Source organism: Stenotrophomonas sp. Pemsol (assembly GCF_003586545.1).
Lineage (GTDB): Bacteria > Pseudomonadota > Gammaproteobacteria > Xanthomonadales > Xanthomonadaceae > Stenotrophomonas > Stenotrophomonas sepilia.
The window spans coordinates 1,768,501-1,794,081 of sequence record NZ_CP025780.1; the positions used below are offsets into that span (position 1 = coordinate 1,768,501).

Annotated in this window: 27 protein-coding genes; 10 read left to right on the forward strand and 17 right to left on the reverse strand. The window is 63.9% G+C overall.

Annotated features, from left to right (window positions below):
* Positions 1-68 precede the first annotated feature (68 nt).
* Genes PEM_RS08200 through PEM_RS08210 form a run of 3 tightly spaced genes read left to right on the forward strand, consistent with a single transcriptional unit; the run spans position 69 to position 2,069 of the window.
* Positions 69-692: a sigma-70 family RNA polymerase sigma factor gene (locus PEM_RS08200; RefSeq protein ID WP_005416513.1), complete on the forward strand. Its 624-nt coding sequence runs from the start codon at positions 69-71 to the stop codon at positions 690-692.
* Positions 689-1,363 carry a ChrR family anti-sigma-E factor gene (locus PEM_RS08205; RefSeq protein ID WP_005416514.1) on the forward strand — a complete coding sequence of 225 codons (675 nt, stop codon included), beginning with the start codon at positions 689-691 and terminating at the stop codon, positions 1,361-1,363. The genes PEM_RS08200 and PEM_RS08205 overlap by 4 nt, the downstream gene beginning before the upstream one ends.
* Positions 1,364-1,376: 13 nt before the next feature.
* A complete protein-coding gene (locus PEM_RS08210) occupies positions 1,377-2,069 on the forward strand; it encodes an NAD-dependent epimerase/dehydratase family protein (RefSeq protein WP_111127762.1) in 693 nt (230 codons plus the stop codon).
* Positions 2,070-2,071: 2 nt separating this feature from the next.
* On the opposite strand, the gene PEM_RS08215 is transcribed toward PEM_RS08210, so the two are convergent.
* The 4 genes from PEM_RS08215 to PEM_RS08230 all read right to left on the reverse strand — a co-directional run bounded on the left by PEM_RS08215 (position 2,072) and on the right by PEM_RS08230 (position 7,871).
* Positions 2,072-4,471, reverse strand: coding sequence for a response regulator (locus PEM_RS08215; protein WP_111127677.1), 2,400 nt, complete (start codon positions 4,469-4,471; stop codon positions 2,072-2,074).
* Positions 4,464-4,931: a response regulator gene (locus PEM_RS08220; protein WP_005416517.1), complete on the reverse strand. Its 468-nt coding sequence runs from the start codon at positions 4,929-4,931 to the stop codon at positions 4,464-4,466. The genes PEM_RS08215 and PEM_RS08220 overlap by 8 nt, the downstream gene beginning before the upstream one ends.
* Entirely contained in the window at positions 4,928-7,168 is a 2,241-nt protein-coding gene (locus PEM_RS08225; protein ID WP_111127675.1) for an ATP-binding protein, read from the reverse strand. Before PEM_RS08225 ends, PEM_RS08220 begins: the two co-directional genes overlap by 4 nt.
* Positions 7,169-7,283: 115 nt before the next feature.
* Positions 7,284-7,871, reverse strand: a complete 588-nt coding sequence (locus tag PEM_RS08230; protein WP_162911584.1) for a biliverdin-producing heme oxygenase — start codon at positions 7,869-7,871, stop codon at positions 7,284-7,286.
* A 127-nt stretch (positions 7,872-7,998) separates the two neighbouring features.
* Here PEM_RS08230 and PEM_RS08235 point away from each other — a divergent pair, with 127 nt between their 5' ends.
* On the forward strand, positions 7,999-8,292 hold the full coding sequence (locus tag PEM_RS08235) for a hypothetical protein (RefSeq protein WP_088497482.1): 294 nt from the start codon (positions 7,999-8,001) through the stop codon (positions 8,290-8,292).
* A gap of 16 nt (positions 8,293-8,308) precedes the next feature.
* Here the strand turns inward: PEM_RS08235 and PEM_RS08240 are convergent, their stop codons facing one another.
* Together PEM_RS08240 and PEM_RS08245 are read right to left on the reverse strand one after the other, a co-directional pair.
* Positions 8,309-8,794 (reverse strand): TspO/MBR family protein, encoded by a 486-nt coding sequence (locus tag PEM_RS08240; RefSeq protein ID WP_005416521.1) that lies wholly within the window; start codon positions 8,792-8,794, stop codon positions 8,309-8,311.
* Between the two features lie 73 nt (positions 8,795-8,867).
* Complete coding sequence (locus tag PEM_RS08245; RefSeq protein ID WP_111127671.1) at positions 8,868-11,063, reverse strand: hypothetical protein; 2,196 nt, start codon at positions 11,061-11,063, stop codon at positions 8,868-8,870.
* Positions 11,064-11,196: 133 nt separating this feature from the next.
* Between PEM_RS08245 and PEM_RS08250 the strand changes: the two genes are divergently transcribed.
* The 3 genes from PEM_RS08250 to PEM_RS08260 all read left to right on the forward strand — a co-directional run bounded on the left by PEM_RS08250 (position 11,197) and on the right by PEM_RS08260 (position 12,930).
* Positions 11,197-11,676 (forward strand): N-acetyltransferase, encoded by a 480-nt coding sequence (locus PEM_RS08250; RefSeq protein WP_111127669.1) that lies wholly within the window; start codon positions 11,197-11,199, stop codon positions 11,674-11,676.
* A gap of 70 nt (positions 11,677-11,746) precedes the next feature.
* Positions 11,747-12,067 (forward strand): hypothetical protein, encoded by a 321-nt coding sequence (locus PEM_RS08255; RefSeq protein WP_119706088.1) that lies wholly within the window; start codon positions 11,747-11,749, stop codon positions 12,065-12,067.
* 503 nt (positions 12,068-12,570) lie between these two features.
* Entirely contained in the window at positions 12,571-12,930 is a 360-nt protein-coding gene (locus PEM_RS08260) for a DUF3653 domain-containing protein (RefSeq protein ID WP_080352922.1), read from the forward strand.
* Positions 12,931-12,967: 37 nt separating this feature from the next.
* On the opposite strand, the gene PEM_RS08265 is transcribed toward PEM_RS08260, so the two are convergent.
* The 5 genes from PEM_RS08265 to PEM_RS08290 form a co-directional block, all read right to left on the reverse strand.
* The gene (locus PEM_RS08265; RefSeq protein WP_111127665.1) at positions 12,968-13,447 is read right to left on the reverse strand and encodes a hypothetical protein; all 480 of its coding nucleotides are present in this window, start codon (positions 13,445-13,447) and stop codon (positions 12,968-12,970) included.
* 567 nt (positions 13,448-14,014) lie between these two features.
* Positions 14,015-14,605, reverse strand: coding sequence for a hypothetical protein (locus PEM_RS20255; protein ID WP_088430501.1), 591 nt, complete (start codon positions 14,603-14,605; stop codon positions 14,015-14,017).
* Positions 14,606-14,629: 24 nt separating this feature from the next.
* Positions 14,630-15,127 carry a hypothetical protein gene (locus PEM_RS08280; protein WP_196757859.1) on the reverse strand — a complete coding sequence of 166 codons (498 nt, stop codon included), beginning with the start codon at positions 15,125-15,127 and terminating at the stop codon, positions 14,630-14,632.
* Between the two features lie 196 nt (positions 15,128-15,323).
* Positions 15,324-15,971 (reverse strand): DarT ssDNA thymidine ADP-ribosyltransferase family protein, encoded by a 648-nt coding sequence (locus tag PEM_RS08285; RefSeq protein ID WP_080352925.1) that lies wholly within the window; start codon positions 15,969-15,971, stop codon positions 15,324-15,326.
* 248 nt (positions 15,972-16,219) lie between these two features.
* Positions 16,220-16,921 carry a hypothetical protein gene (locus tag PEM_RS08290; protein WP_049414796.1) on the reverse strand — a complete coding sequence of 234 codons (702 nt, stop codon included), beginning with the start codon at positions 16,919-16,921 and terminating at the stop codon, positions 16,220-16,222.
* Positions 16,922-17,091: 170 nt separating this feature from the next.
* Between PEM_RS08290 and PEM_RS08295 the strand changes: the two genes are divergently transcribed.
* Entirely contained in the window at positions 17,092-17,847 is a 756-nt protein-coding gene (locus tag PEM_RS08295) for a hypothetical protein (RefSeq protein ID WP_119706089.1), read from the forward strand.
* A gap of 60 nt (positions 17,848-17,907) precedes the next feature.
* Here PEM_RS08295 and PEM_RS08300 read toward each other — a convergent pair whose 3' ends face one another.
* Positions 17,908-18,432 (reverse strand): transporter, encoded by a 525-nt coding sequence (locus PEM_RS08300; protein ID WP_111127009.1) that lies wholly within the window; start codon positions 18,430-18,432, stop codon positions 17,908-17,910.
* 590 nt (positions 18,433-19,022) lie between these two features.
* On the opposite strand from PEM_RS08300, the gene PEM_RS08305 reads away from it, so the two are divergent.
* Complete coding sequence (locus PEM_RS08305; protein WP_119706090.1) at positions 19,023-19,379, forward strand: hypothetical protein; 357 nt, start codon at positions 19,023-19,025, stop codon at positions 19,377-19,379.
* On the forward strand, positions 19,380-19,850 hold the full coding sequence (locus PEM_RS08310; RefSeq protein ID WP_111128490.1) for a hypothetical protein: 471 nt from the start codon (positions 19,380-19,382) through the stop codon (positions 19,848-19,850).
* A gap of 39 nt (positions 19,851-19,889) precedes the next feature.
* On the opposite strand, the gene PEM_RS08315 is transcribed toward PEM_RS08310, so the two are convergent.
* Genes PEM_RS08315 through paoA form a run of 5 tightly spaced genes read right to left on the reverse strand, consistent with a single transcriptional unit; the run spans position 19,890 to position 25,361 of the window.
* Complete coding sequence (locus PEM_RS08315) at positions 19,890-20,516, reverse strand: nucleotidyltransferase family protein (protein WP_111128489.1); 627 nt, start codon at positions 20,514-20,516, stop codon at positions 19,890-19,892.
* Positions 20,492-21,553: an XdhC/CoxI family protein gene (locus PEM_RS08320; protein ID WP_111128487.1), complete on the reverse strand. Its 1,062-nt coding sequence runs from the start codon at positions 21,551-21,553 to the stop codon at positions 20,492-20,494. The genes PEM_RS08315 and PEM_RS08320 overlap by 25 nt, the downstream gene beginning before the upstream one ends.
* Positions 21,554-21,562: 9 nt before the next feature.
* Entirely contained in the window at positions 21,563-23,767 is a 2,205-nt protein-coding gene (gene paoC, locus PEM_RS08325) for an aldehyde oxidoreductase molybdenum-binding subunit PaoC (RefSeq protein WP_111128486.1), read from the reverse strand.
* The gene (locus tag PEM_RS08330) at positions 23,767-24,717 is read right to left on the reverse strand and encodes a xanthine dehydrogenase family protein subunit M (protein WP_111128484.1); all 951 of its coding nucleotides are present in this window, start codon (positions 24,715-24,717) and stop codon (positions 23,767-23,769) included. Before PEM_RS08330 ends, paoC begins: the two co-directional genes overlap by 1 nt.
* The gene (gene paoA, locus PEM_RS08335; RefSeq protein WP_019336581.1) at positions 24,714-25,361 is read right to left on the reverse strand and encodes an aldehyde dehydrogenase iron-sulfur subunit PaoA; all 648 of its coding nucleotides are present in this window, start codon (positions 25,359-25,361) and stop codon (positions 24,714-24,716) included. Before paoA ends, PEM_RS08330 begins: the two co-directional genes overlap by 4 nt.
* Between the last annotated feature and the right edge of the window lie 220 nt (positions 25,362-25,581).

Consider the following 25,581-nt stretch of genomic DNA (forward strand, 5'->3'; position numbering starts at 1 on the left):
CTGCTGCATCCAATGGCCGCCCCTGCGCGTAGAGAGGACAGACCTTCACCTGCCCGCCGCTCACGCAGATGTACCCTGACGCTGCCAGCACCCTCCTCAACTTCGATACCGCACGCACCGTGTCCAGTTCCCAGCAGCCCAGCAGCGAGCCGACGAACTGGGCCGATGACATGGACAGTGTGGCGCGGCTGCGCGACCGCGACTGTTTCATGCGGATCTATGACTACTTCATGCCGCGGCTGTGCGTGTATCTGCGTGGCCTGGGGGCACCCGACGCCGTGGCCGAGGAAATGGCGCAGGAGTGCCTGCTGCGCCTGTGGTTGCGGGCGGCCGAGTATGATGCAGCCCAAGGCGCGCTGAGTACCTGGCTGTACCGGATCGCGCGAAACCTGCATATCGACCGCATCCGTCGCGAGCGCAGCTGGATGCGGGTGCAGGCAGCGGTGGAAGACGCCGCGGCCGTGGAGATGATCGAGCGCAGCAGCGCCGAGCAGTTCGCCGACCAGGCGCGCCTTCGCCAGCGCATCAACGAGCTGCCCGCCGTGCAGGCGAGGCTGGTGCGGATGTCCTATTTCGAGGCGAAGAGCCACAGCGAGATTGCCCAGGCGCTGGGCATGCCGCTGGGAACGGTAAAGTCACACCTGCGACGTGCGTTCCTGCAACTGCAGGCCAAAGTGGGAGGTGCGCTGTGAATCCGCACCACCACCTGCACGAATCCACGCTGATGAGCTATGCCGCCGGCGCGCTGCCGGCGCCGTTGAGCATCGTGGCCGGTGCCCACCTTGAGCAGTGCCCCCACTGCCGCCAGCGCCTGCGCGATGCCGAGGCGATCGGCTCGGTGCTGCTGGAGCAGACCCAACCGCCCGCAGCCGATGCGCGTCGCGAGCAGTTGCGCGAGGCCATGCTGATGCAGTTGGCCTCGGAAGTGCCGAGCGCCATCGCCGGAACCAGGCGCCCTGTGCCGAGGGAGCGGCCCGAGGCCGATCCGGACCATCTGCCCGCCTCGTTGCATCCTTACTTCGGCGCTTCGCTCAGTGCCCTGCGCTGGCGCTGGATGGCGCCCGGCGTGCACTGCATCAGGGCTGAGCAGATGCCCTCGCTGATCATGCTGAAGATTGCCCCGGGCAAGTGCCTGCCGATGCACAGCCATGGCCGCAGCGAACTGACCCAGATCCTGCGGGGCTCGTACAACGACGCGCTCGGGCTGTTCGCGCCGGGCGACGTGGCGGACCTGGACGAGGAGGTGGAGCATCAACCGGTAACTGCCCCGGGTGTTCCCTGCATCTGCGTTTCAGCGCTGGACGCGCCGTTGGTGTTCAGTGGCTGGCTGGCGCGGAAGATCCAGCGTTTCGTGAAACTCTAGCGTGGGTGCGACCATGGCCGGGAAAGGTGCGTTGAGGATTCTGTTGACCGGTGCCTCGGGCCTGGTCGGGCAGGGCGTGGCGTTGGCCTGCCAGCGCTCGCCGCAGGTCGGCCATCTGGCCGCGCTGGTGCGGCGCCCGGGCAGCCTCAGCGGAGCGGGTAGGGAGCTGATCGTCCCCGATTTTCTGCATATGCAAGTCCGGCATGAGCAACTGGCCGGCTTCGACGCATGCTTCTACTGTGCCGGTGCGCCACCGGTCGGCACGGCAGAGGCCGAGTATCGACGCGTGACCCTGGACATCACGCTGGCGGTTGCACGCGCCTGGGCGGCGGCGAATCCCGAGGGGCGCTTTCTATATGTATCCGGTGCGGGTGCGGATCCGCAGAGCCGGGTAATGCCGCTGAGGGTCAAGGGCGAGACCGAAGTGGCATTGCAGGCCCTGCCGGTGCGCACGGTGATGCTGCGCCCAGGAGGCGTTCGTCCGGTCCCGGGTACCGGCACCCGTCATGCACTGCTGAAGCCGCTGTACTGGGGCGGTGCGCCATTGATGAAACTGGTCGGCGCGGTTGCGCCTTCGCTGGTGACGAGCAATCTGGCAATGGGCCAGGCGATGATCGCACTGGCCGGGCGGGAGCATCCGCCGGGCACGGTGGAATGCGCGGACATCAACCGGATCGCTGCTGGCGCGCGCGATCCGGCGTCCTGATCTCAGAGTGGCACCGTCTCCAGCGCGGTGCGCACCGCAGTCGCCAGGTCACTGCGGGTAAACGGCTTCGGCAGCAGTGCAACGGCCCGTCCCTGGCTGCCCACCTGGTCGTGGTCGCGCGGATAGCCCGACGTGAACAGGACGGCGACTTCCGGCCAGCGTTCACGGACTTCACGCACCAGCTCCCAGCCCGACATGCCGGGCATCACCACGTCAGAGAACAGCAGGTCCACTTTGGTATCAGGGCGTTCCAGCAGCCGCAGTGCGGAGGGGCCGTCGTGGGCTTCCAATACCCGGTAGCCCAGCAGCCGCAGTGCATCCACCGTGTGGGCGCGGACATCGTCGTTGTCCTCGGCCACCAGGATGGTTTCCTCGCGCGGCGAGTAGCCCGCCAGGCCGGTCTGCGGGGTGCGCGCTTCGGAGGGCAGAGCCAGCGGTGAGCGCGGGAACATCATGGTGATACTGGTGCCGCCGCCTTCCACCGAATCGATCAGTACGTGGCCGCCTGACTGCTTGACGAACCCGTGCACCATCGACAGGCCCAGGCCGGTGCCACGGCCAACCTGCTTGGTAGTGAAGAAGGGTTCGAAGACCCGGGCAAGCGTCGCCGCATCCATGCCGTGGCCGTTGTCACGCACCCGCAGCATCACGTACTCGCCCGGCGTCGCATCCGGGAACAGCGCAGCGTAGTCGTGGTCGAGGTGGCTGTTGTCGACCTCGATCACCAGCCGGCCGCCGTGCGGCATCGCATCGCGGGCATTCACCGCCAGGTTCAGTACGGAGGCCTCCAGCTGGCTGACGTCGATCTCGACACACCAGATGTCCTCGGCGCTGCGGATCTCCAACTGCACCAGCTCACCCAGCGCACGCTGCAGCATGTCGTGCATGTCCAGCAGGCGCTCGTTGAGGTTGGCGGCCTGGCTGCGCAGCGGCTGGCGGCGGGCAAATGCCAGCAGACGCTGGGTCAGGCTGGCGGCACGGACGACACCCTTCAGTGCATTGTCCAGCGCACGGCTCACCATCGCTCCGGGTTCGCCCGCGCGCTCGCTGAGCAGCATGGCGTGCTCGACGTTGCCGGATATGACCGTCAGGATGTTGTTGAAATCATGTGCGATGCCGCCGGTGAGCTGGCCGACCGCCTCGATTTTCTGTGACTGGCGCAGCGCATGCTCAGCTTGCACGCGCGCGGTGGTTTCCACGGCCTCGGAGACCACAGCGGTGACCACCCCTTCCGTATCGAGCAGTGGACGGAACGAGAAATCGAAGCTGCGCCGCCCGGTCGGGAGTTCCAGTTCCAGCGCATGCAGTGAACTGCGGCCCTGTACGGCTGCGGCCACGGCCCGATCGATCAGCGCGCTGATGCCCTCGGTGGTGCCGAACCAGACCGATTCGGCGAAGCGTTGGCCAACGACGTCCTTCTTGTCTCCCAGCACCGCGGCCAGTGACGCGTCATTGGCATCGACCACGCGTCCGGACAGATCCAGCAGCACCTGGTGCTGGAAACTGGATTCGAAGATCGCCTGCAGGCGCCGCTTGCTGGCGCGCAACTCGGCCGTGCGTGCCTGTACCTGCTGCTCAAGCAGCTGGTTGTCTTCGCGCAGGGCCAGCTCGGCCTGCTTCAGCAGCGAAACGTCGCTGCCCAGGCAGATGTACCCGGCCACGCTGCCATCGGCGGCATGCTCGGGCACGCAGTCCATCTGCACGAATCGTAATTCGCCACTGCGATGGATCAGTTCGACCTGGAAGCGGGCTCGCTCCCCCTGCAGTACGCGTTCCAGGCTGGGCAGGGCGTGCTCGAAGGCGGAAATGCCGCTGACATCCCGAGCCGGCCGACCCAGCAGTTCTGCAAGGCTGAATCCATGCCAGTCCAGGAACGCCTTGTTGGCAAACCGGTAGCGATGGTCCTTGTCCAACTGGGCGATCAGCGCCGGGACGGCATCGGTGACCTGCTGCAGCTGGGCCTGGCTTTCGTTCAGCGCGGCCTGCGCATTGGCCAGCTGGGTGCGCTCGTGCGCCTCTTGGCGAGCGCGGCGGATGGCGTCGGGCAAGCGTTGCAGGCGTTGCTTCACCACGTAGTCGCGGGCGCCGCGCGTGAGTGCCTGTACCGCCAGTTCCTCGGTAAGGGTGCCGGAAACAAAGATGAAAGGCGTGTGCGGCACGCACTCGCGCGCCAGGGCAAGTGCTGCGTCACCATCGAAGCCTGGCAGGACATGATCAGCGAGGATCACGTCGAACGGGCGATTTTCGATGGCCTCGATGAACGCGTTGCGGGTCCACAGGCGCTCGGCCTCGAAATCGAGGCCGGCACGCTGCAGCTGGGCGCTGATCAGCTCCGCATCAAGCGCGCTGTCCTCCAGCATGAGGATGCGCAGGCGCTCGCTGCGGCGCGATCCATCACGCATTGCGCTGCCCCGAACCGTTGGGCCGATGCGGTGGCGGCTGGTTGGTGATGCCCCAGAACATGCCCAGGCCCTGGATGGCGTCGAAGAATTCCTTGAAGTCGACCGGCTTGACCACGAATGCGTTGACGCCCAGTTCGTAACTGCGCACCAGATCCTGCTCCTCGCGCGAAGAGGTCAGCATCACAACCGGGGTGCTGCTCAGGTACGGGTCGCCACGGACCTGCTCCAGTACTTCCAAGCCATTGACTTTGGGCAGCTTCAGGTCCAGCAGCACGACCACCGGGCCGCCGTGCATGGCACCGGCGAACTTGCCTTCGCAGCGCAGGTAATCCAGCGCTTCGGCGCCGTCGCGTACATGGATGACATCGTTCAACAGCTGGCAGCGCTCAAGCGCGGCCATCGTCAGCTCTGCATCCTTGGGGCTGTCCTCTACCAGGAGGATCGGCCGCAGGTCCCTCATGGGTGTTCTCCTGTGGAGCGGGGTAGGGTGAAGTGAATGGTGGCGCCCTTGCCGGGCTCGCCCTCGGCCCAGGTACGGCCGCCATGGCGGCCGATGATGCGGCGTACGTTGGCCAGACCGATGCCGGTGCCTTCGAATTCTTCCACATGGTGCAGGCGCTGGAACACACCGAACAGCTTGTCGACGTAACGCATGTCGAAGCCGCAGCCGTTGTCGCGCACGAAGAAGTGATCTTCGTCGTCGCTGCGGTCGTGCCCAATCTCGATCATCGCGTGCTCACGCTCGCGGGTGAACTTGATCGCGTTGGCCAGCAGGTTCTGCCATACCAGGCGAAGCATCGTCGGGTCGGCTTCCACCTCCGGCAGCGGCGCGAGCGTCCACTGCACGTCGCGGCCGGCGTAATCCAGCGCCAGGCTCCGGCGCACGTCCTCGGCCAGCGCAGCCATGTCCAGCCGCACCCGCCCCAGCGTGGAGCGTCCCATCTGCGAGAAGCTGAGCAGGTCATCCACCAGTGTGCCGGCGGACTTTGCCGAATCGACGATCGTATCCAGGAAGCGGCGCTCGGTCTCGTTGAGGCGGTCGCCCGCCGAGCTGCCAAGCAGCTCCGAATAGCCCACGATGTGGCGGAAGGGGGCGCGCAGGTCGTGGCTGACCGAATAGGAAAAGGCTTCCAGTTCCTTGTTGCTGCGCAGGAGCTGCTCGTTCAGTTCCGCCATCTCCTCGGCCTTGCGCAGCACGATATCGACGATGGCCGTGCGCATCTCGTGTGCCGCATCGCAGTCGGCGTCGGTCCACGGCAGGCTGCGCTGCCGCACGGTCTCTTTCCAGGCGTCGAAGGAGCTCCGCGGGGAGAGTGCGACGCCGGGCGCTGCGGTCTTGCGGGGGTCTCCCCCCCAGCGCACGGTTCGCACCACCTCCGGCCGGAACCACATCAGGTAGCTGTCATGCAGCTGCGAAATGGACACTGCCAGCAGGCCGCTGGCTACATCGGCCAGGTGCGCGGCAGGCGACCAGTCGGCGGCAAGGTGGTCGGTGCAGTAGGTTTCCTGGCCGGGCTGCCGGGTAGCCAGCCAATCGGCCAGCGCCAGCACGTCGCTGGCGGGCGGGCACTCACCCACGCGCATGCAGTCGCCCTTGTGCACGATGGCAGCCCCGGCCGCGCCGGTCAGCGACAGCAGGCTGCCTTCGTCCTGGCGCAGGGCCGCCATGAATTCTTCGTCGCCGGCCATGCGGCCCAGCAGCTTGACCAGTATCGAGCGACGCGCGACGCGTTCTTCAATCGCGAGCGCGCGCTCCTTCAGTGCAATCTGCAGCGACAGGATCTGGCCCATGAACTCGCAGGCGGTACGCACGTGGTAGGGCAGGCGGCGTGGCTGCACGGTGTGGCAGGACACCAGGCCCCATAACCGCCCCTCATGTACCAGTGACACCGACATCGACGCCCCGGTCCCCATGTTGCGCATGTACTGAAGATGCACGGGGGACACGCTGCGCAGCACGGCCAGGCTCAGGTCGGTCGGTGGCGCCTCGCGGTGGTCTTCGGCCCGCATCAGCGGGGTAGGGGTATAGTTGTTGTCCGCGATCAGGCGCACCCGGTTCCGGCGGTACAGTTCGCGGGCCTGTGCGGGAATGTCCGACTCGGGAAAGCGCAGGTCCAGGTAGGACGGCAACAGGCCATTGCCATCTTCGGCCACCACGATGCCATTCCAGCCAGCATCGAATTGATAGACCAGGGTGCGGTCAAAGCCGGTGAGCCGCCGCATGTGCGCGGCCGCAAGCCTGCACAGGTCTTCCACCGTCGCTGCCGATTCAATGCCGGTCATCAGCTCGCGGATGGCTGGATACAGTTCTTCCAGCGAACCGGGCTGGCCGGGAACCGGCGCCTCCAGCTCGACCAGAAGATCCGTGGCGGAGCGGTGCACGAGCAGCTGATGGCGGCCGTGCCCATCCAGGTGCACGGCACCGACATGCGCGCTGCTGCCCACCGTCGCCTGTTGCAACACGCCCTGGAACGGTGCCAGCACGCCGCCCAGCACTTCACTGACGTGCCGCATCAACGGTTCGCCGAACTGTTTCAGCAGCCCGGGGTGGCTGATGGCGCGCTCGCGTACCTGCAGGGACTGCGGTTCAACGACCAGAAGCACACCGTAGGGCTGGATCGCGCCAGGGGTGTGGATCGGTTCGCGCGCGCAACGGGACAGGGCAGTGTCGTGCGCGGATTCGGTAGGAGGCGTCAAGGGCGGGACTCATGATTCGTGGATGGCTGGAACGGCCCAGCACTGCATCCGGTGTGCATGGATGGTGAAGCAAAAGCGTGCCGCCGCATACCACCACGTGAATGTGAAGGGGCTTTCATTCAAACCTGAATTCTTCATCTACGCAGCGACGGATGAACTGGAAGGCGTCTGTCGCGCCCCTGCATGCCTGTGCGCGCTCCTGGTCACTTAAAACGAGCGCATCCAGCTCCTCCCGCTCGCGTCTCCAGTACTCGGCCACACCGAGCTCGGAAGGACGCAGGTGGCGCGCGCCGTACCCGGCATGAAGCTGCAACGCAGCGGCCATCTTCAACAGCACGGCCGCCCCCAGCGTCGAGCCCTCCGCTACGTAGCGCCAGCCCAGAACGGTCGCTTTCGAGAACACATGCGGCTGCGGTTGCCAGGCATGGGGTGCCGGCACGGAAGCGCCGAGGTCGCGAAGATCCTCCTCGATCAGGGGCAAGCGGGTCGCGCCCGGATCCTGCATCCGGTACAGCGGCGCAACAGCGCTATGGAAGTGCCATTGCACGCGCAGGAAGCAGAGGTAACGCTGGCGCGACGCGAAGATGTGTTGCTGTAACAGGTGCTGGTCGAGGCGATCGTGGGCCGCTCGGGTGTGCGCTTTCAGGGCGGCGCTGAGGGCAATGGGGTGATCGGGTTGTGCTGGCAATGTGGATGTAGGCATCGGCGCGCACCCTAGCAGATTTCGATGCAGAGACCGGTGCAGGTTTCGCGGCCAGCACATCTGCGCTGCACGCCAACTAGACAGCGGCTGCCCTACGGTGACTGCACTTCCAACAGATGCCACGCCCGTGAACCTGCAGACCGCACCCGCGCCCCAGTACCGTATGCTCCCTGACAGCTGCCAATTTGAATTGCTGGATGTGGATGCATTGCAGGATCCAGCCAGTGGCCGGCTGCTGCACCTGTACTCGCTGGTAGCGCGTTGCCTTTCCTGCGAGACGATCTTCAAGGCAGAAGAAGGGCAGGGCCTGGTCAGCCATACTGCAGCGCGAGTGGTGCGGTGCCCCACCGGTTGCGGGCAGCAGGCGTTCAAGCCGGCCCTGCTGCGGACCTGGTGCCCACAGGCCGTGGCCCAGGCCTGAACGCTGGATCCGCGTGTCACAGCAGCCCGGGATTGGCCCGCCAGACGGCGAAGTTGAGCGCCGAGGCGAACGAAATCCAGGCAAGGTAAGGAAGCAGCAGCACCGCCGCAAGCCGGCGGATGCGCGCGAACGTGACGATCGTCGCGCACACCAACACGATCAATACAAGAATGTCGGCGAAGGCAAGCGCGCCCAGCTTCCAGCCGAAGAACAGCCAGCTCCATAGCGCGTTGACGGCCAGCTGCACCAGATAGAGCAGCAGCGCGGGCCGTGCGCCGCGCCAACCGCGTTCGCGCCAGACCAGCCACGCGGCAACCGCCATCATGGCGTAGAGCAGTGTCCACACCGGGCCAAAGACGCTGGCCGGTGGTGCCCATGCGGGGAGGGCAAGGCTGGCGTAGAAGCTTGCTGCGGACGTGGACGCCCACGCCCCCAGGGTTGCCGCGACGAAGGTGATCGCCACCCATCCCAGAAGTCCGGAAACCTGTGAACTCCGCTTCATACCGTGCAGCTCCTTGATACGTATGCGGCCTGTCTACGCACAGGGGCAGCGAATGGATGCAGGCTGTCGGCCTTCAATCTGAAGAGCCGACGGCACCGGCTCCCTGGCTCGCTGGCAGCAGGGAAGGTCGCTGGTCAAACCACTCCCTTGCCTTCGCCAGGTGCCATTGGCGCTGGTCACCGTCCAGCTCGATGCCCGCACCCAGCAGCCCCCAGCGCAGGTAGAGATCACCGCGCTTGCGCTGGTCGAGCAGATCCAGCCGCGCGCGTACCGAAAGCCGATCGTTCTCGGCCTGCAGTCCATCGATGATCAGATGGCCCGGGCGCCAGCGCAGCGTCGCCCGTGCCTGCACCTGGCCGGAATCCAACAGCGACAGGGTCCAGCGCGGGTAGTCGGTACGCTCTGCGAACAGTGCAAGCAACGGCCGGGCATCGCTGAGATCCAGATCCGTGGTGGCATCGACCTGGAAGGGCGACTGCGCGTCGATGCGGCCACGCTTGAAGGCCACGCGGCCTTTCCATGCGCTTGTTTGCTCTGTATCCGCCACCTGCACATTGCGCAGCTCGACGGTGGTGCCGGACAGATCGAAATGACGCTGATTGAAGTCACCGCGGCGCAGCGTTGCCTTCACGTCGATGTCGCCGCCCATGTCCAGCCCTGCCACCTTGGCGCTGGCATTGCGCCCCAGCAGCCGGGCAGTGCCGTGGCCGACGCGTCCATCGGTGTCGAGCGTGGCATCGCCGCTCAGGCTGCCGGTGCCACGGAGCAGTCGCACCTGCGGCGAGTCCAGGTAGCGGTTGTAGGCGGCCAGGTCGGGAATCGTTGCTTGGCTGAATCGCAGGTGCGCGCGGACACCCTTGCGCAGCTCCTGCAGGCGACCGTCGCCGCTCAGGTCCAGGGCCAGATCACGGCCGTCGAACAGGCGCACGTCCTTGGCATCGGTTGGCCGAGCAGTGAATCGTGGCAGCCGGACAGCCAGCTGTGCCTGGCTGGGGCTGCCGGCCTTCAATTCGCCATGGGCGCTGGCCGTGCCCGCCAGTCGTACGCCGGCGACTTCGGCCACGGCTTCGGCGGCCGGAATGTCCACGGTGCTGCCTTCGATCAGTTCGCCATTGCGCACGCGCAGATCCGCTTTCAGCGTGCCACCGCCGTCCAGCTGCAGCCACGGCTTGCGAACGAACAGGGCAGGGATCCAGTTGAGCGAAGTGAACGTCCATTCGCCGCGCACGGTACCAGAGCTGCGTTCCAGCAGCTGGGCGGGCTGCTGGAAGGGGATTTCCCGGCCACGGACGCGCAGATCCGCATCCACTTCACTGCCTGAGCCGGGCTTGGGCGGCAGGCGGGCCTGCAGGCGCAGGTCGTTGGACACATTGAGCTGCAGGGCCAGGACGCCGCGATTGGGGGCACCATCACCCAGGTAGAGCGGCACCTGCCAGATCGCGCGGTCCCCGGGCTGCAACTGGCCGTCGATCAGGTGCAGCGCCAGCTGCAGGCGTCCGGGCACGGGCGCGCTGGAGATCTTCGGCGTTGTGGCATCCGTGTCCATGCGCAGGCCCTGGCTGCGGGCGTCGACCTCAAGCTGGGCATGCAGCAGCTTCAACTTGGCCAGACCGGGCGCCTGGTCCCGATAGTGGCGCGGATAGCTGAAGCGCGCGGTGAGATCCATGTCGCCCAACAGCTGCACGCCGTCAAAACTGGTGTCCGCATCGCTGAACGCCACCTCGGATTCGAAGAGCTCCGACGGCCCGCCGCGCAGCTGCTTGAGGAAGCCCACCGTACCCCGGCCCTTGCCAATGATCAGCAACTTGCCAAAGCGTGCGCTGCGGATGCTGTCGCTGTGGATGGCATCGAAACGGAGCGTCCAGCCGCGGTCGCTGCGCGGTGGTGGCGGGATGGCTTCTTCGACGCGGCTGATCTCGGCGGAAACCCCCGTCGCCTGCAAGCGCGGAACCCGCACCTCGCGCTGGAACAGGGGCAGCACCGCCAACCGGGCGCTGGCGCGCTCGGCATGCAGCACGTAGACCGTGTGGTTCACGTGGCCGCGCATGTGCACGTTCCAGGCGATGACATGGCCGGGCAGCAGCGTGATGGCCGGGCCGGTGGTCATCACGAACTTGTGCGGCTTGCGGTTGGTGACCTGATCGAACAGCGGGGTATTGAGGAAGATGTTGCCGGCCAGCAGGTACAGCAGGTAGATGCCCAGCAGGACGTACGCGGGAACGCGCCACCGTCGAAGCCGGTGCGGGATGTGCACGGAAACAGGAGACATCTACTGCTCTGAGGGCCGGAATTTCCACAACTATTGCGGAGCCGATGGCGGTGGCGCGTGAAGCAGCCATGGGGCAGGGGCTGGATTCTGGTAGTGTCCGGCCTGGTCATCACCACAAATCTGCAGGAGACGCATGGAGATCCGGCCCGCCCATGCAGGCGATTTCGACGCGATGTGGGGCATGTTCAAGGCGGCCATTGCGGCGCAGGATGCGCTGCCCTTTGCCGGGTCTTTTGAAGTCGAAAGGTTTCGCGCGCATTGGCTCCTGCCGCAGACACCTTATGTGGCCGTTCTGCAGGGCCGGGTGGTGGGCATGTACAAGATGGGCCCGAACTTCCCTGATCTGGGGGCGCATGTGGCGAGCGCCACGTATGTGGTGGATGTTTTCGCACAGGGGCAGGGCGTGGGCCGGGCCTTGGTGGAACACAGTCTGGAACGGGCGAGGGCGGAAGGATTCCTCGCCATGCAGTTCAATTACGTGGTCAGTACCAATGCCCCGGCGGTGGCGCTGTACAGGAAGCTGGGGTTCGAGGTGGTCGGTACGTTACCCAAGGCGTTCCGGCATGGGACGCTGGGTCTGGTGGATGTCTTTGTGATGCACAGGTTCCTGTGATGCGATGCGTCCGCCGCGCGTGGTCGGCGATATCCAGCCGAGCTGGCTGCACAATTCCTGAGGATGTCCCTTGAATCCATTGGTACAGTTTTTGCTGAGTCTGCTGGCGGCCGCGTTCCTCTTTCTGTTGGCTGTGGGGCACGACTACTGGAAGCGCCTGCGTTGGCTCTTCGGACGGGATCCCAATCTGGGCCATGAATCTGCAGACAAGCTCATTTCCATCGCCAACAGGACGGTGCTGGTGACGGCCGCCTTGCTGTTGGTTTGGGCGGTGACAGGCCCATCCCCGTACCGGAGGAACTGGGAGATGGAGGTTTGGGGTTTGCCGGCCGGCACGTTGATTGCGTATGTGGCGCTCATCCTCAGCGCATCGACGCGGTCCCGCGCCTAGATGGCATGGAGCTCGCCGGCATGGAACGGCCCAATAGCGTGACGCGTCACGACCATTGAGTGGCTACGGCTGGGGTGCCAGAACGCGCTCCTGAGGCCTCGGTTGTTGGTGCCGAATCGGCGAAAGCGCTCTTGCCAGGCTGGCGTGCAGCCACGGCAAGATCAGCGGCAAAACTACGCCCGCAAAGCCGTCTTTACCCGCCACTGTCAGATCCGCAAGATCCTTTGCCATTCCTGCAGAGGTTGAGGGAAGCCCAAAGGGCGGTTGGCAGTGATCGAATCACTGACAATCAGGCCGGCGCCTGGAGTGGATCAGGGGCGTGACTGGTGAAGCCTGGATCGGGCAATGGCGTAATGAACATAATATACATTATGCGAAATGCTGTATCGGGCGTGATCCGGTTCATGGGTTCTGCTTGGCAATGGCTCTGGCTTGGCTCTGGCTTGGCTCTGGCTTGGCTCTTGCCTCCCTGTTGGCTCCCCCGACAAGGATGAGATTGCAGCATGAGCAAAATCGATCCCCATGATCGCATCGACCTAACCGGCCCTTGGGCCGGTTTCGGATTCCAAGCTGGGCATATGTTCACCCCTGAGGGTCACCAACTGGAGCCTTGTGACATGACCTGGTGGTCCTTGACCTGCAACATCGCGCGGGAATGGCGGCTGATGATGGCTGAGGCGGCTCCCCGGACCGCAGCTGCACGGAAAGCTTCGACCACGGCGAAATCCAGCGTCATCTACCTAGCCGAAGCGCTCAGAATTCGCCGAGAACGACGGTTCTGCGTGCGTGATCCCGGCCCCGGCGCCGAGACGTCCAATGTGGTCTACATGAGTCGTGGGCCGAAACCGCGTCAGCGCGTGTAAGGCTTTGTTCGTAGGGGCGCTGCCCCTACACCCCAGATCATTCAGTGACGGATGCTCTGGGGCGGTAGCTCTCTGCAGTCCGAGTGATATAGCCAGCGGCCCCGATTATTGCCATGTTCAACTTGTGCGCACGCGAATCATCATTCCGGTGATGCTCGCTCAAGCCGGGCATCGCGCTTAGGAAATCATCGATCTTCCTTTCAAGGATGGACAGGTCCCGTCCATGGGCTAGCTCGTTGCGCGCGGAATTGAGTTTTTCAAGTGCGGGCCAGATGTCGACACTCTTGCCAACCACTCCCTGCGCAAGCTTCAATTTTGTCCAAAAGCTCAACTTAGCCTCAATTACAGCCTCAGGCTCGGAGAATACGGACATAATGATCACTTCAAGTTGCTCTTCTATGAAGAGGTGGCCCTGAAGAAGGTTGTGAGCGTATGGGTGCGGCTTGTTATAGCGCTCAAAGAACTCAGCTCCACGCACGTCACGAAGCTGGTCAGAATCTTCCTTGCTGATAGCCATCTTGCACCTGAGGTTAATTTCACAGTGGTTGTTGCGCGCTACATCGGTTGGAGGCTGGCTGGTTTGCAGGGGCTCCGCGCCCTGCCCTTGAAATCAACGCTCCCGGCAGCGAAGCCAGCCGCCTCTGGGAGACAAAACCTGCTCCCAGCCGTTCGATAGCTTACGCATTGCCTGACCGCCTATGCAGGCCATTCCTGAGCGTTTAGCTGCATCCGTACCCATTGCAGGCAATGCAACAACCTCGGTTGATGGCTTAGGGCGTCCCGCCTGCCTGGACTCGCCTTGAAGGACATCGGCCTCAAGCCCGTCACAAAGCGGGTTCATTCCCGGGTGCGGGTGATTAGGCCAGCGGTACTGGTCACAGTTGAATGGCGTAGTGGTCTTTGCCATCGAGTTGTGGGTCGCGCTGGGCGCTATCGGGATGTGATTTGGTGCAGGGCCCCTGACTGAATGGATCTGCTGCCCTGAAACAGAGCCGGCTGCAGCTAACAACACTCAGAAGATGCCAAGTCGAGTATCCATCCCCTCCTCCTGAGGATGTTAGCCAGCTTCCCGTTGGTGGAATTCCTACGGCGTCACCAATTTGCTGCCTACCAGGATGATCTGTAGCAACAGTAATACTGCATATGCGATCCCCGCGATGCCCGCAAGCGTCAAAATTCGCACCATTCGGTATCGCCAAGCCGGCAACTTCTCGTAGAAATTAAGCTCTACATGCCTCGCCACTGCTTGCTCGCTTCGGCAGCTTTGCATCTGAGGCAGCGCTGAGCCGAATCCAATCACCTCTACCAAAAAGTCTTCGCCTGGCGCCAAGCTCTTGATCCCCACGACATGGCGGCCGTCATGTGTTTGCTCCTGAGAGAATGGGCGCGGAGGCCAAAGGTGCATTCCATCTGGCTTCCACTGCCAAACCACCTCCACTCCATTCAGAGGAATTTTTCCATCGTTCCGAATGAAATAGGAGATGGTGTGCACAGTGATGGCATCTCTCTGCTGTCCCGAGCTATCGGCTTCAGGAGGGATATAGAAGGTAAAGCCATGCCTCTGGGCACAAAGCAGCCTAGCGCGCCCCTTGGAGAGCCAGCCGAAAGTCGCTGTTAGCACAGGAGCTAACAACGATGCGATTTCTTTGCTGTGGTCTAGTAAGAACATGTGCATTCCCTGTCGCCGTAATCATCAGCCCTAAATGAGTCGACTTTGAACAGAGGTATCCTCGCGTGCATTGCTTACATGATTGGTATCGACAATGGATAAGAACGCGAATTTGTCTTTAAGAACATCCACCGTCAAAAGACCGCGCCCCCGCAAGGATGCATAGAGCGCTGCGGAATAAGCTTGGCAGTTTACGGATTTTTCCGGATTAAAAGCTATATCAGTAAAGGCTTGATACCTCATCACCTCATCGGCAATTGCGGGCTGCTTGTGAAGTGCGTTGATGTACAACCAATCATAAAACGCGGTCTTGGGCTCCAGTTCCCAGTCGATCCCAAAGAACCGGAAGCCAACCAGTCGACCACTTCGAGTCAGGCGCGGATCTCGCTTGGCATCAATCGATGATGCATCCATCAAGTCAACGTAGGGACCTCCAGACTCAAACACCTTGCTTGCTTGATATGCGCATTCCAAGCTGAACTCGCGGCCACGCTTGACTGTCTTGATCATCAGATTAAAGGCGCTCAAGCTTACTCCAAGAGCGTCGGCTGACTTGCTTGATATCTCAAGTATATCGTCCAGCCCAAATTGCCTATTCGCTTCCGCATGCAGGGATCGAATCGACTTTTGAGACTGAGTTTTCGACATCCCAGGGAACCACTGAAAGTCGACGTGCCTCGTGAGCACGAGCAGGTCGCCACTGAGTGAAGGCGCAAATACTGGCCTAGATGCCACTGTCAGCCACCTGTTTCCAATGGGCGTAGTCCTGGCGGTAGCGGAAAATACTCGCATTGACTGCAACATTTCTTTCGTTCAGCTTTGCGTGCGTAGCAACAAGCCTAGCCTTTACCGCTTGATTCAAAGCAAATACTCCAAGTATGTGCTCTCTCGAAACTCCCTCTAGCATTAGGACTTCAGCTTGTGGATTAGTTGGGTATCTATCGGGGATGCCTAGAGTTGCGCGGCTCACACCATTCCAGTCAGCGTACATGCCCTGAAGGGCTTGTAGCCCCATGCGTTGAGCGATCGGAATGCTTGTCATCGCGGCCGACGCTGCATTGCCTGCGCAGAATGCGACAGTGGGTGACGACAGTACAGCGGGGCTAACCGCCACAATTACCCAGCTTTCGTCGACATCTGCCTGCTTAACCTTGAAGAACATCTTGTAGTTGGGGAAGTCAATTGAAAGACAGACTGCCGATGTCCCGTCTAGCCGTACAGTATCGTTAAACTTAACCCCGCCTTCTCCAGCTAACAGATCCCTAGGTACAAGTCCTCGCTGAATGATGGAAGTCAGATTGCTCTCCCTCGTGAAATGAACCAGATACTTGATACCTCGTTCGTGTACGAACTCCTGGATCGTCGCTGCCATGATGATTTCCTTCTCTGTCATGTGCTGTCAATGATGACCCGGCGGCCAGTGGCTCGACCCCGGCGCGGGCACGTCAGTGCGAACCGCATCTTTCAATTTATCATGCCGCAGTCGATGCGGCGAGCAAAGAACAACCCGCCCTAGTTGAGCCAGAATGAAAGCAATACTTATGAGAGCCTGTGAGAATTAGTTGATATCTATCGTAGGTGTATGGAGCGGCCAGATTTCCGTAGTGCTTACCCCGCGATCTATGAGTCTGATGATGCGAGGATGCCGCAAGCTAGCTTCCCCTTAACCTCCAGGAGCGCAAAGTCCAATGTCTGATAGGCGATTCGTACAGCTGCTGCGTAGCCAGCCGCAACCACAGACAGCCCGATGAACAGGGTTGCTACAGCGATGGCTGGAAAGATGCTCGCCTTTACAGTGTCCAGTGAAATGGCCGGGGATAGCACGCGTGCCGTGACGAGCCAGAACAGGGCGCCCCAAAGGATGCCAGCGAACACATTGAAACGCGCCATTCGCTCGGTCGTTTGAGCTTTCACTAGCTGCACGCCGGAGGACAATCGCTCCAGCTCTGCTTGATCCTTCACAAATTCCTCGATAGCAACTGCAAGCTTTCCAGTAGACGTTGCGGTGACGCCCGCAAGGACCGTTCGAGTAGGAAGACCGAAGTAGACGCTGACAACACTCAGCACCAATGCGGCGATAATCATGACAGGATCGAAAGCGGATTCCATAAGGAAGAATCCACTCATGAAGATGAGCGTGAGGAGGAAGATCCAGAGTAGGCGTTTCCAGATGATGCTGAAGCCACTCATAATTAACCATGGTCCGACTAAAAACTCTTCTGAAAATGCAAGCAGCGGACCCTCCTTCACCCGGAGTGGCGGCCGGTCGACGACCGTGTATTCCGCAAGCCTGACTACTGCCCGGATCTTCTCAAACTCCATTTGCCCTCCGTTTAATCACCCGGTTTTTTACCGCATCGGTAGGCCCGCCCTGCGTCGAGGAGGGGTTGATCCAATTAACGTGACGCGTCACGCCCGATCGCCCCCCGCCCATTGGCGCCCCACCCCTCCCCCACTATAGTGCCAACCCTCACAAGGACGAGGCGGCACACATGCCCTATATCGGAATCGGACTCCACGTACTGGCGGCCATCTACTTCGCGGTGCACGCCATCCGCTCGGGCCAGAGCTTCTACTGGCTCATCCTGCTGTTCTCGTTCCCGCTACTCGGCAGCGTCGTCTACTTCCTGGCGATCTATTTTCCGGAAGTCCGCCACTCGCGCGGCGCGCGACAGGTCGTCCGTTCCGCCAAGCAGCTCATGGACCCGGGCCAGGACCTTCGCAACGCCCGTACCGAACTGGCGCGCACGCCGACCGTGCAGAATCGGGTTCGCCTGGGCATGACGCTGCTGGATGCCGGCCAGGCCGAGGAGGCCAGAATCCTGCTTGAGCAGGCAGCCAGCTCGCCGCTGGGCGACGATCCCTACATCCTGACCGGCCTTGCCCGTGCCCGCCTCGAGTCCGGGCACGCTGCGCTTGCGGTAGAGACGCTGGACGGCCTGTTCGCACGCCACCCGGACGTGCGCCGCAAGCCGGAACAGACGCTGCTTTACGCGCAGGCACTGGCGGCCGCCCAAGTACCCGGAGCCCGCGCCGCGTTCGAGCGCGCCGTCGAATTCGGAAACGATGCGGCCGCTCGCTGCATCTACGCCGAATGGCTGATGGCGCAGCCGCAACCGGACGATCGCGAGCAAGCGCGCAGCCTGTTCGCCAGCATCATCGACGATGCCCAGCACTGGTCGCGCCACGCGCGCAGCCACAATGCCGCCTGGTTGGAAAGGACCAAGGCGGCGTTGAAGGGCTACTGACGACCTGGAAGCAGGTGACAGGCTCGAACATCGGGACTTGCAGGAAACTATCGCAGGGGCCTAGCGCGAGCCCAGCTTGGGGAAGAGCAGCTTGGGGGTTCCGATAAACAGCAGCCATGCACCCAGGGCCGCTGCGTAGGCGAGCACCGTTCCCACGAGGAACGTGCCGAACAGATTGCCGGTGAACAGCTGATACAGCCCTTTGCCGCGACCTGCAGCGCTGCCTCCAACAGTCAGCGCGATGACCGGCAGCATGATCATTCCGCTGCAGAGGATCAGGGAGAACGCGCCCAGCAACCAGCGCTTGAGTGGCGGGTTCCATGGCATGGGGTAGCCTGCGAGCAGTCGCCTCATCCAAAGAAACAGTACTGGAAAGGCGATCAGGTACATCAATGCCACATACAACCAGGTTCGAGCATCAGCGCTGCCCGCCTCGAAGATGGCTCGCGGGTATACGCCTGTGCGATAGAGCGTTTCTGCGCTTGCCGCCAGCGTCGCGCTAATGATCATCGCAGGCTTGAACAGGCGCGACACCTTGCCCCATTGCGCGTTTCGTAGTTGCTGTCCGTCAGTCATGCCAGACATGAAAACCTTCTTGGGCGGATGTGTCCATGAGGTACCAAGGGGCATTGTGCTGATGATCCGCCCGCCACATGGTGACATGCCGCGCCTTACTTCGCAGATTTCACGCATTAACGTGACGCGTCACACGCAATCGGCAGCGCATTGCTGGACAGGCATGTCGCATCTGCCTTGCTCACAGCCTCGCCGGGCGGATGCCGACACTCGCTAGGCTTGCACCACCGACATCGTCGATAGCGTTGTAGCGCAAGGCTCCAGCTTGGTTGCGTCGTATGCAACGATTCTGAAAATGTTGAAAGTAGTGACGTCATCAGCCCTACTGCATTGGCATCACGCATAGGTCCGCGTATTCCTTGCCCTGCCACCGTGCATCGGTGGTCGGGATTCGAAACCCCGGTTCTACGCTGAAGTAAACGCTTGCCAGCCGGCATCACCCATCAGGTGGTGCCGGCTGGCAATCCGTCGGCCGGCTATGGCGGGCGGTGCGCGGAGGCCTCGTGCCTGCCGGTTTTAGCGTAGACCGGGTTTCGAACCTCGCACCGTCCGCCACCTTTATCGGTGGCGGCTTCTGCATGCACGCAAGGAGCCCCGCCATGACCCAGCCCCCCTCCCCTGCCCCGCACCCCATCCACGACGCGCCTGCCAACGGCCCGGCGCTGGACCCGAACACTCTCATCGCCCTGCTGCACAGCATCGGCGCCGGTGCCGCCTCCGATGGCCAGCCCTGGCCGGAACGCCACCAGATGCCGGGCCGGCGCATCGCACTGGCGGATGCCGATTGCTCGCTCGCGGGCCTTCGGGTGGTGCTGGAGATCCTGCTGGCCGCGCAACGCGCCCGTGAGAACGGCGAACTGGAACAGTGCGTCGGCCCGCGCGTGATGGAGGGGCTGATCATGGCCGGAATAGGCCTTACCGCACACGCCAGTACCCGACTGCATCCGGAGGGCTGAGTGGCCTGGTGGCGCTGGGCGGCCACCGCGCTCTGTCTTGTGGTGGTGGTTGCGGCACAGACGCAGTGGCTGGCACCGCCCAAGCCCTCGCCTATCGGTTTCCACAGCATCCCCGGCGATCGCTTTCTGCAGTTGCGCCGCCAAGCCATGCAGTTCGCGAAGGCTCGGCCACAACAGGGCTTCCAGTTCGTCGAGCGGCGCCGAGATGCCGAGTTCCAGGTTCATTGCCGAGGCATACCCGTGCTGTGGCTGGAGAGGCGCTCGCAACATCTGCTGTTGCAGGTCTCACTGGACGCGAAGCAGCGGGCGCCTGCCGTTATGCGGTTGCGGGCGCTCCTCGAATGGCAGTTGGAGCCGTTGGATTACCTGGAGCAGGTACTGGCTGACGTGCCGGAACCTGTTCTGTTGGATCGGGTGCTGCAGATGTTCGGGGGAGAGGTGCCTGAGGGCACGCGATGTGGCCCACACTAGTCACCTGCGCGACAGGCATTGGCCCAGTGATCATGCGGGTCACCCCTCGGCATCGATCCAGCCCGCATCGCGCGCACGCGCAAGATCTTCTGGCGTATCGATATCCAGGCCCAGTTCCGGTGCCTGTAGGACATGCACCGTATCGACAGGAAGTTGCCGCAGGCGCGCTCCGAAGCCGCGGTCACCGGTTGCACGCGCAGCGTTGAACCATGCACGCGGCACCACTGCAGGAACGCCAAGCGCATTTCCGTGGCGGGTGCCCGCGCACCCTGACGCCGAGACGCTGGCACCCGAAAGCAGCGCCTGCAGATGGGAGCGCTCGATTGCGGGCTGGTCGCATGCCACGATCATCACCGCAGTCACCGTGGGCAGCAAGTGTGCGCCGGCAACCTGCAGGCTGCTCGCCAGGCCGCGTTCCCAGTGCTGGTTGGTTACCGGAGTGGCCTCCAGCCCGGCAATGCTGGATGTCACGGCCTGTGCGTTCGCGCCCACCACGACCAGTACCTGCGCTGGCACGAGCTCGCGCGCCAACCGCACCACGCGATGTACCAGGGTCTCGCCCTGCCGGGTCAGAAGTTGCTTGGGCTGGCCAAGTCGGGTGCTCCCGCCGGCAGCCAGCACGACGACCGCATGCGCGTCAGTCACCTGCCGTGCGCGCTTCGCCATTGCTGCAGCTGCGCGGCGATGCTGAGCGAAATCGCCTCTGGCCCTCGGCCGCCGATGTCCAGGCCGACCGGTGATCGAAGTCTCGGGGAAAGGCGGTGGCGCTGATCCGGTGTCAGCAGCTTGAACAGGTCCTCGCGCCTTCGCCGCGGACCCAGCAGTCCAATGAACGCAACTTTGGTATCAGCCAGGGCCACCAGCGCCTCCCGGTCCAGTTCGAAATCGTGATGCATCACCAGTACCGCGTCGCACGGGTCGCCATGAAGGGCCTCGGCCGGGCTGGTCTGAAGATGCGCATCCGCGCCCTGCCCGGCTGAGGCCCAGCGCGCTCGCCGTTCGGCCACGCTGACCCGCCACCCCAGGCCCCGCAGCAACGGAACCAGGGAGGGCGTTTCGGGACCGCCCCCCAACACCAGGGCCCGCGGAAGCCGGGGCAACGGCAAACGCCACGCACCCTCGCCAAAGGGCTGCGTACCCTCCATCGTATGCAGCTGCCACGCCTGCTCGTGATGGCCGGCACGGAAAATGACCTGCCCCGACGTGCGAAGGTCGCGCTGGAGTGACACACCCTCGCGCAACCAAGCCTCGATGACGTCGTCGATGCCGGCCATGGCACGCAATGGCAGGAGCGCCATCCGCAGCCGGCCGCGGCAGCCGAGCGCGGACCCGCTCAACAGGTCGTCGTCACTGCGGGTGTCGATCTCGATCCAGTCGACCCGCCCTGCCGCACTTACCTGCTCCGCGCGTCGCGCGAGCTCGGGCTCCAGGCATCCGCCGCTCAGCCAGCCGACCTGGCTGCCGTTGCAGAACAGCACCATGTCGCCGGCACCGGCGTAGGTGGAGCCATCGGTCTCCAGCACCAGCGCGAGTACGGCGTGCTCCCCCGCGCGCACGCGCGTCAAGGCCGTCTCGAGTACGCCGCGCGGGCTGCCTTCGGCGAGGAAGCCCGGCGCTGCCGACAGGTGCTCGGCAAGATCGCAGGGCTCCCCTCCGCCTGCGGCGGCGGCCTCCAGAGTGGGCGAGGCTGCGGGTCGGTCCATGCGCAAGGGTCAGCCCACGTCGGGCAAGCCGGGCAGCAGCTTGTCCAGGGTAATGGGATAGTTGCGCACGCGCACGCCGGTTGCGTTGTAGACCGCATTGGCGATCGCGGCGCCGACCCCGCAGATGCCCAGTTCACCCACACCCTTGGCCTTCATCGGCGAGATCACCGGATCCAGCGTGTCGAGGAAGACCACTTCCTGGTACGGGATGTCGGCGTGCACGGGAACCTCGTAGCCGGCCAGGTCATGGTTGATGAACAAGCCCAGCCGTTTGTCGACCACCAGCTCCTCCATCAGGGTCGCGCCCGCACCCATCACCATCCCGCCGATGACCTGGCTGCGTGCGGACAGCGGATTGAGGATCCGGCCGCCATCGCATACGGCAAGCATGCGGCGGATGCGCGTCTCTCCCGTGTAGGCATGCACGGCAACCTCGCAGAAGTGCCCTGCATAGGTGCCGACGTCGTAGCCTTGCTTGAATTCGCCGAAGGCAATGCCGTCCTCCGCCGACAGTGTCCCCGCCTCCGCCAGCTTGATCGTCCGCCCACCCGCCTGGATGTGGCCATTGGCGAAGTCTGCGGTGTCGCCGTCGAAGCCCAGTTTCTCGCCCACCTTGCGGCGCAGGCTGACGCACGCCGCGTACACGCCTGCGGTGGAGCTTGCCGCGCCCCACTGGCCGCCGGAACCGGCGGAGGCGGGATGACGGGAGTCGCCGAGGGTCACCTGGACCCGCTCCAGCGGCACGCCCATGGTCTCGGCTGCCGTCTGCGCGATGATCGTGTAGGAGCCGGTGCCGATGTCGGTCATGTCGGTCTCCACAATCACCCCGCCCTGGCCGTCAAGCCGGACCCGCGCCGCCGACTTCATCGTCGGTGCGCCGCGATAGCCCGCAGACACGCCCATGCCGACCAGCCAGTCCCCTTCCCTGACCTGCGCCGGCTTGGGGTTGCGCTTGTTCCAGTTGAAGCGCTCCGCGCCTTCGCGCAGGCAGCGCACCAGGTTGCGGTCGGAGAACTTCTTGGACGGATCGCCGGGCACGACCTCGGGCTCGTTGAGGATGCGGAACGCGATCGGGTCGAGGCCCAGCTTCTCGGCCATTTCGTCCATCGCTACTTCCAGCGCCATGTGGCCCGGTGCTTCGCCCGGTGCGCGCATCGCATTGCCTTCGGGCATGTCGAGCGTGGCGATGTAGTTGGCGACCAGGCGGTTGGCGCCTGCATAGAGCTTGGGCGTCTGCAGGGTGCCGTTTTCGCCATCCTCGCCGTTGATGTTGCCCGACCAGTTCTCATGGGCGATGGCGGAGATCCGGCCGTCCTTTCCGCAGCCGATCCGGATGCGTTGAATTGTCGCGTGCCGGTGGGTGGTGTTGTTGGGCATCAACGGGCGTTGCAGCGCGATCTTCACCGGTCGCCCGATCTGCTTGGCCGCCAACGCGGCCAGCACCGCGTCGGCACGGATGAACAGCTTGCCGCCGAAGCCGCCGCCGATGTAGGGCGAGTCCACACGCACCTTGGCAGGATCAATGCCGAGGATCGCCGCCATGCCCTGCCTGGCCCAGTCGATCATCTGGTTCGCCGTCCACAGCGTGAGCGTGTCACCCTCCCAGGCGGCGATGGTGGCGTGCGGCTCCATCATCGAATGACTTTCGTCGGAGGTGTGGTAAGTCTCGTCGAGCTTGACCGCGGCGCTCGCGTAGGCGGTGTCGAAATCGCCGAGCGTCTGCCGGTCGGGCTTGCCACCGCGCCCCTTTGCCAGCGGCGCGGAAGGCGCCAGGGCGGGGAAATCGAAGCGCCCCTTGCCGCGCTCGTAGCGGGTGCGGATCAGCGCCGCGGCGGCGCGGGCCTGCTCGAAGGTCTCTGCCACCACGCAGGCGATGGCCTGGTGGTAGTGAGCCACTTCGGGTCCGCCGAACAGCGGCGCATTGTTCCAGTTCGATTTGCCGACCGGCTTGGTTTCCGGTGCGGTGATGACCGCCAATACGCCGGGCGCGGCACGTGCGCGGGAGGCATCCATCGAAATGATGCGCCCCTTGCCGATGCCCGCACCGACGATGTAGCCGTAGGCCTGGTTCGGCGCCACGTCATGGCGCTCGTAGGCATAGGGGGCGGTGCCGGTGGTCTTGCGTGGACCGTCGATGCGCGGCGTCGACTTGCCGACGACCTTGGCCTTGTCGAACAGGTTGTCGCCGGCGGGGGCGTTGAATTCAAGGGGCATCAGCGCTCTCCTTCCACCAGCACCGCTGCGAGAGTGCGCTCGGCGAGCGCGATCTTGAACGCGTTCTCCGGCGTCGGACGGGCACCGGCGAACACCTGCCGGGTCGCGGCCTTTACGCCGTCGCGCAGCAGCGGTTCGGCTGCCTCGACGCGCCACGGTTTCGGCGCGACCCCACCGAAGGCGAACCGCGCCGAGCCGTCACGCTGCACGACCGCGGCGACCGACACCAGTGCGAACGCATAGGACGCGCGGTCCCGTACCTTGTGGTACACGTGCCGACCGCCCAGGGGTTGTGGCAGCGTGACGTGGGTGATCAGCTCACCGCGCTGCAGCACGTTGTCCTGCTGCGGCTTGTCGCCGGGGGAACGATGGAAATCGGCAATCGGGATGCTGCGCGTACTGCCGTCACCCCTGACGGTCTGGATCGAGGCGTCCAGCACCCGCAGGGCCACCGCCATGTCGCCCGGATAGGTCGCGATGCAGCTGTCCGAGGTGCCGATCACGCCCATCTGCCGGGAGAACCCCTCGAGTGCGCCGCAGCCGGATCCGGGCAGGCGCTTGTTGCAGGGCAGATTGGGATCGTAGAAATACGGGCAGCGCGTGCGCTGCAGCAGGTTGCCGCCGGTGGTGGCTTTGTTGCGCAACTGCCCGGAAGCACCTGCCACGATCGCGCGGGTCAGCACCGCGTAGTCGCGGCGCACGCGCTCATGCGACGCCAGTGCGGTATTGGTGACCAGCGTGCCGATGCGCAGGCCGCCTTCGTCGGTGGGTTCGATCCTGTCCAGGCCGATGTCCTGCACGTCGACCAGGTGCGCTGGCGTCTCGACCTCAAGCTTCATCAGGTCGAGCAGATTGGTCCCTCCAGCCAGGAATTTCGCGCCCTCGGTACCGGCGACGGCCCTGGCGGCCTCGGCCGGGGATTTGGCGCGTTCGTAACTGAAGGCCCTCATGAGCGCCTCCCTGCAGAGGTCACGCCAGCGACCTCTGCCATCGCCTCGGCAATATTGGAATAGGCGCCGCAGCGGCAGAGGTTGCCGCTCATGCGTTCGCGCATTTCCATGTTGGTGGCCTGGGGCCGTGCGCTGACATCCGCCTGCACATGGCTGGGGACACCCCGCTTGATCTCGTCCAGTACCGCCACCGCCGAACAGATCTGCCCCGGCGTGCAATACCCGCACTGGTAGCCATCATGCTTGATGAAGGCGGCCTGCATCGGATGCAGGTCATCGGGGGTGCCGAGGCCTTCGATGGTGGTGATGGCATCGCCCTGGTGCTGTACCGCCAGGCTGAGGCAGGCATTGATGCGCTCACCATTGACCAGCACGGTACAGGCACCGCATTGACCGTGGTCGCAGCCCTTCTTCGTTCCAGTCAGCTTCAGATGTTCGCGCAGGGCATCGAGCAGCGTTGTCCGGGTGTCGAGTTCAAGCTCCCGCCGCTCGCCGTTGACGGTCAAGGCCACCGTGCTGATGACCGGCGGCCTGGGCGGCGGGGGCGCGGCCAGTTCGGCGGCGAGCGATGATGCCCCCGGTGCGGCGGACATCGCCACGGTCGTGACGCCGCCGGCGATCACCTGGCGACGCGTCAACTTCATTCCTTCATCACAACTTGGCACAGTGACCTCCTGGCGTTCGGGGAAACCCCGTGGCTGGATGGACGCGCTCACACTACCGAAGGGCCACTATGCCCATCTGCGGGGTACAGATCTGTGAAGTCGGCGAAATGTACGACCCTGCCAACTTGGGCCATGTGTATGCCTCACTGGATGGCTCACAATCCTGTTTGTCCCTCAACATGAAGAACATGATGGCCCG

Excerpts from the sequence above, each read along its gene's own strand:
- paoC (WP_111128486.1), bottom strand. The coding sequence starts at position 23,767 with ATGCCCCTTGAATTCAACGCCCCCGCCGGCGACAACCTGTTCGACAAG.
- PEM_RS08250 (WP_111127669.1), top strand. The coding sequence starts at position 11,197 with ATGGAGATCCGGCCCGCCCATGCAGGCGATTTCGACGCGATGTGGGGC.
- PEM_RS08240 (WP_005416521.1), bottom strand. The coding sequence starts at position 8,794 with ATGAAGCGGAGTTCACAGGTTTCCGGACTTCTGGGATGGGTGGCGATC.
- PEM_RS08200 (WP_005416513.1), top strand. The coding sequence starts at position 69 with ATGTACCCTGACGCTGCCAGCACCCTCCTCAACTTCGATACCGCACGC.
- PEM_RS08260 (WP_080352922.1), top strand. The coding sequence starts at position 12,571 with ATGAGCAAAATCGATCCCCATGATCGCATCGACCTAACCGGCCCTTGG.
- paoA (WP_019336581.1), bottom strand. The coding sequence starts at position 25,361 with ATGAAGTTGACGCGTCGCCAGGTGATCGCCGGCGGCGTCACGACCGTG.
- PEM_RS08305 (WP_119706090.1), top strand. The coding sequence starts at position 19,023 with ATGACCCAGCCCCCCTCCCCTGCCCCGCACCCCATCCACGACGCGCCT.
- PEM_RS08285 (WP_080352925.1), bottom strand. The coding sequence starts at position 15,971 with ATGGCAGCGACGATCCAGGAGTTCGTACACGAACGAGGTATCAAGTAT.
- PEM_RS08315 (WP_111128489.1), bottom strand. The coding sequence starts at position 20,516 with ATGGCGAAGCGCGCACGGCAGGTGACTGACGCGCATGCGGTCGTCGTG.
- PEM_RS08290 (WP_049414796.1), bottom strand. The coding sequence starts at position 16,921 with ATGGAGTTTGAGAAGATCCGGGCAGTAGTCAGGCTTGCGGAATACACG.
- PEM_RS08295 (WP_119706089.1), top strand. The coding sequence starts at position 17,092 with ATGCCCTATATCGGAATCGGACTCCACGTACTGGCGGCCATCTACTTC.
- PEM_RS08265 (WP_111127665.1), bottom strand. The coding sequence starts at position 13,447 with ATGGCTATCAGCAAGGAAGATTCTGACCAGCTTCGTGACGTGCGTGGA.
- PEM_RS08245 (WP_111127671.1), bottom strand. The coding sequence starts at position 11,063 with ATGTCTCCTGTTTCCGTGCACATCCCGCACCGGCTTCGACGGTGGCGC.
- PEM_RS08220 (WP_005416517.1), bottom strand. The coding sequence starts at position 4,931 with ATGAGGGACCTGCGGCCGATCCTCCTGGTAGAGGACAGCCCCAAGGAT.
- PEM_RS08330 (WP_111128484.1), bottom strand. The coding sequence starts at position 24,717 with ATGAGGGCCTTCAGTTACGAACGCGCCAAATCCCCGGCCGAGGCCGCC.
- PEM_RS20255 (WP_088430501.1), bottom strand. The coding sequence starts at position 14,605 with ATGCACATGTTCTTACTAGACCACAGCAAAGAAATCGCATCGTTGTTA.
- PEM_RS08320 (WP_111128487.1), bottom strand. The coding sequence starts at position 21,553 with ATGGACCGACCCGCAGCCTCGCCCACTCTGGAGGCCGCCGCCGCAGGC.
- PEM_RS08230 (WP_162911584.1), bottom strand. The coding sequence starts at position 7,871 with ATGCCTACATCCACATTGCCAGCACAACCCGATCACCCCATTGCCCTC.
- PEM_RS08215 (WP_111127677.1), bottom strand. The coding sequence starts at position 4,471 with ATGCGTGATGGATCGCGCCGCAGCGAGCGCCTGCGCATCCTCATGCTG.
- PEM_RS08300 (WP_111127009.1), bottom strand. The coding sequence starts at position 18,432 with ATGTCTGGCATGACTGACGGACAGCAACTACGAAACGCGCAATGGGGC.
- PEM_RS08210 (WP_111127762.1), top strand. The coding sequence starts at position 1,377 with ATGGCCGGGAAAGGTGCGTTGAGGATTCTGTTGACCGGTGCCTCGGGC.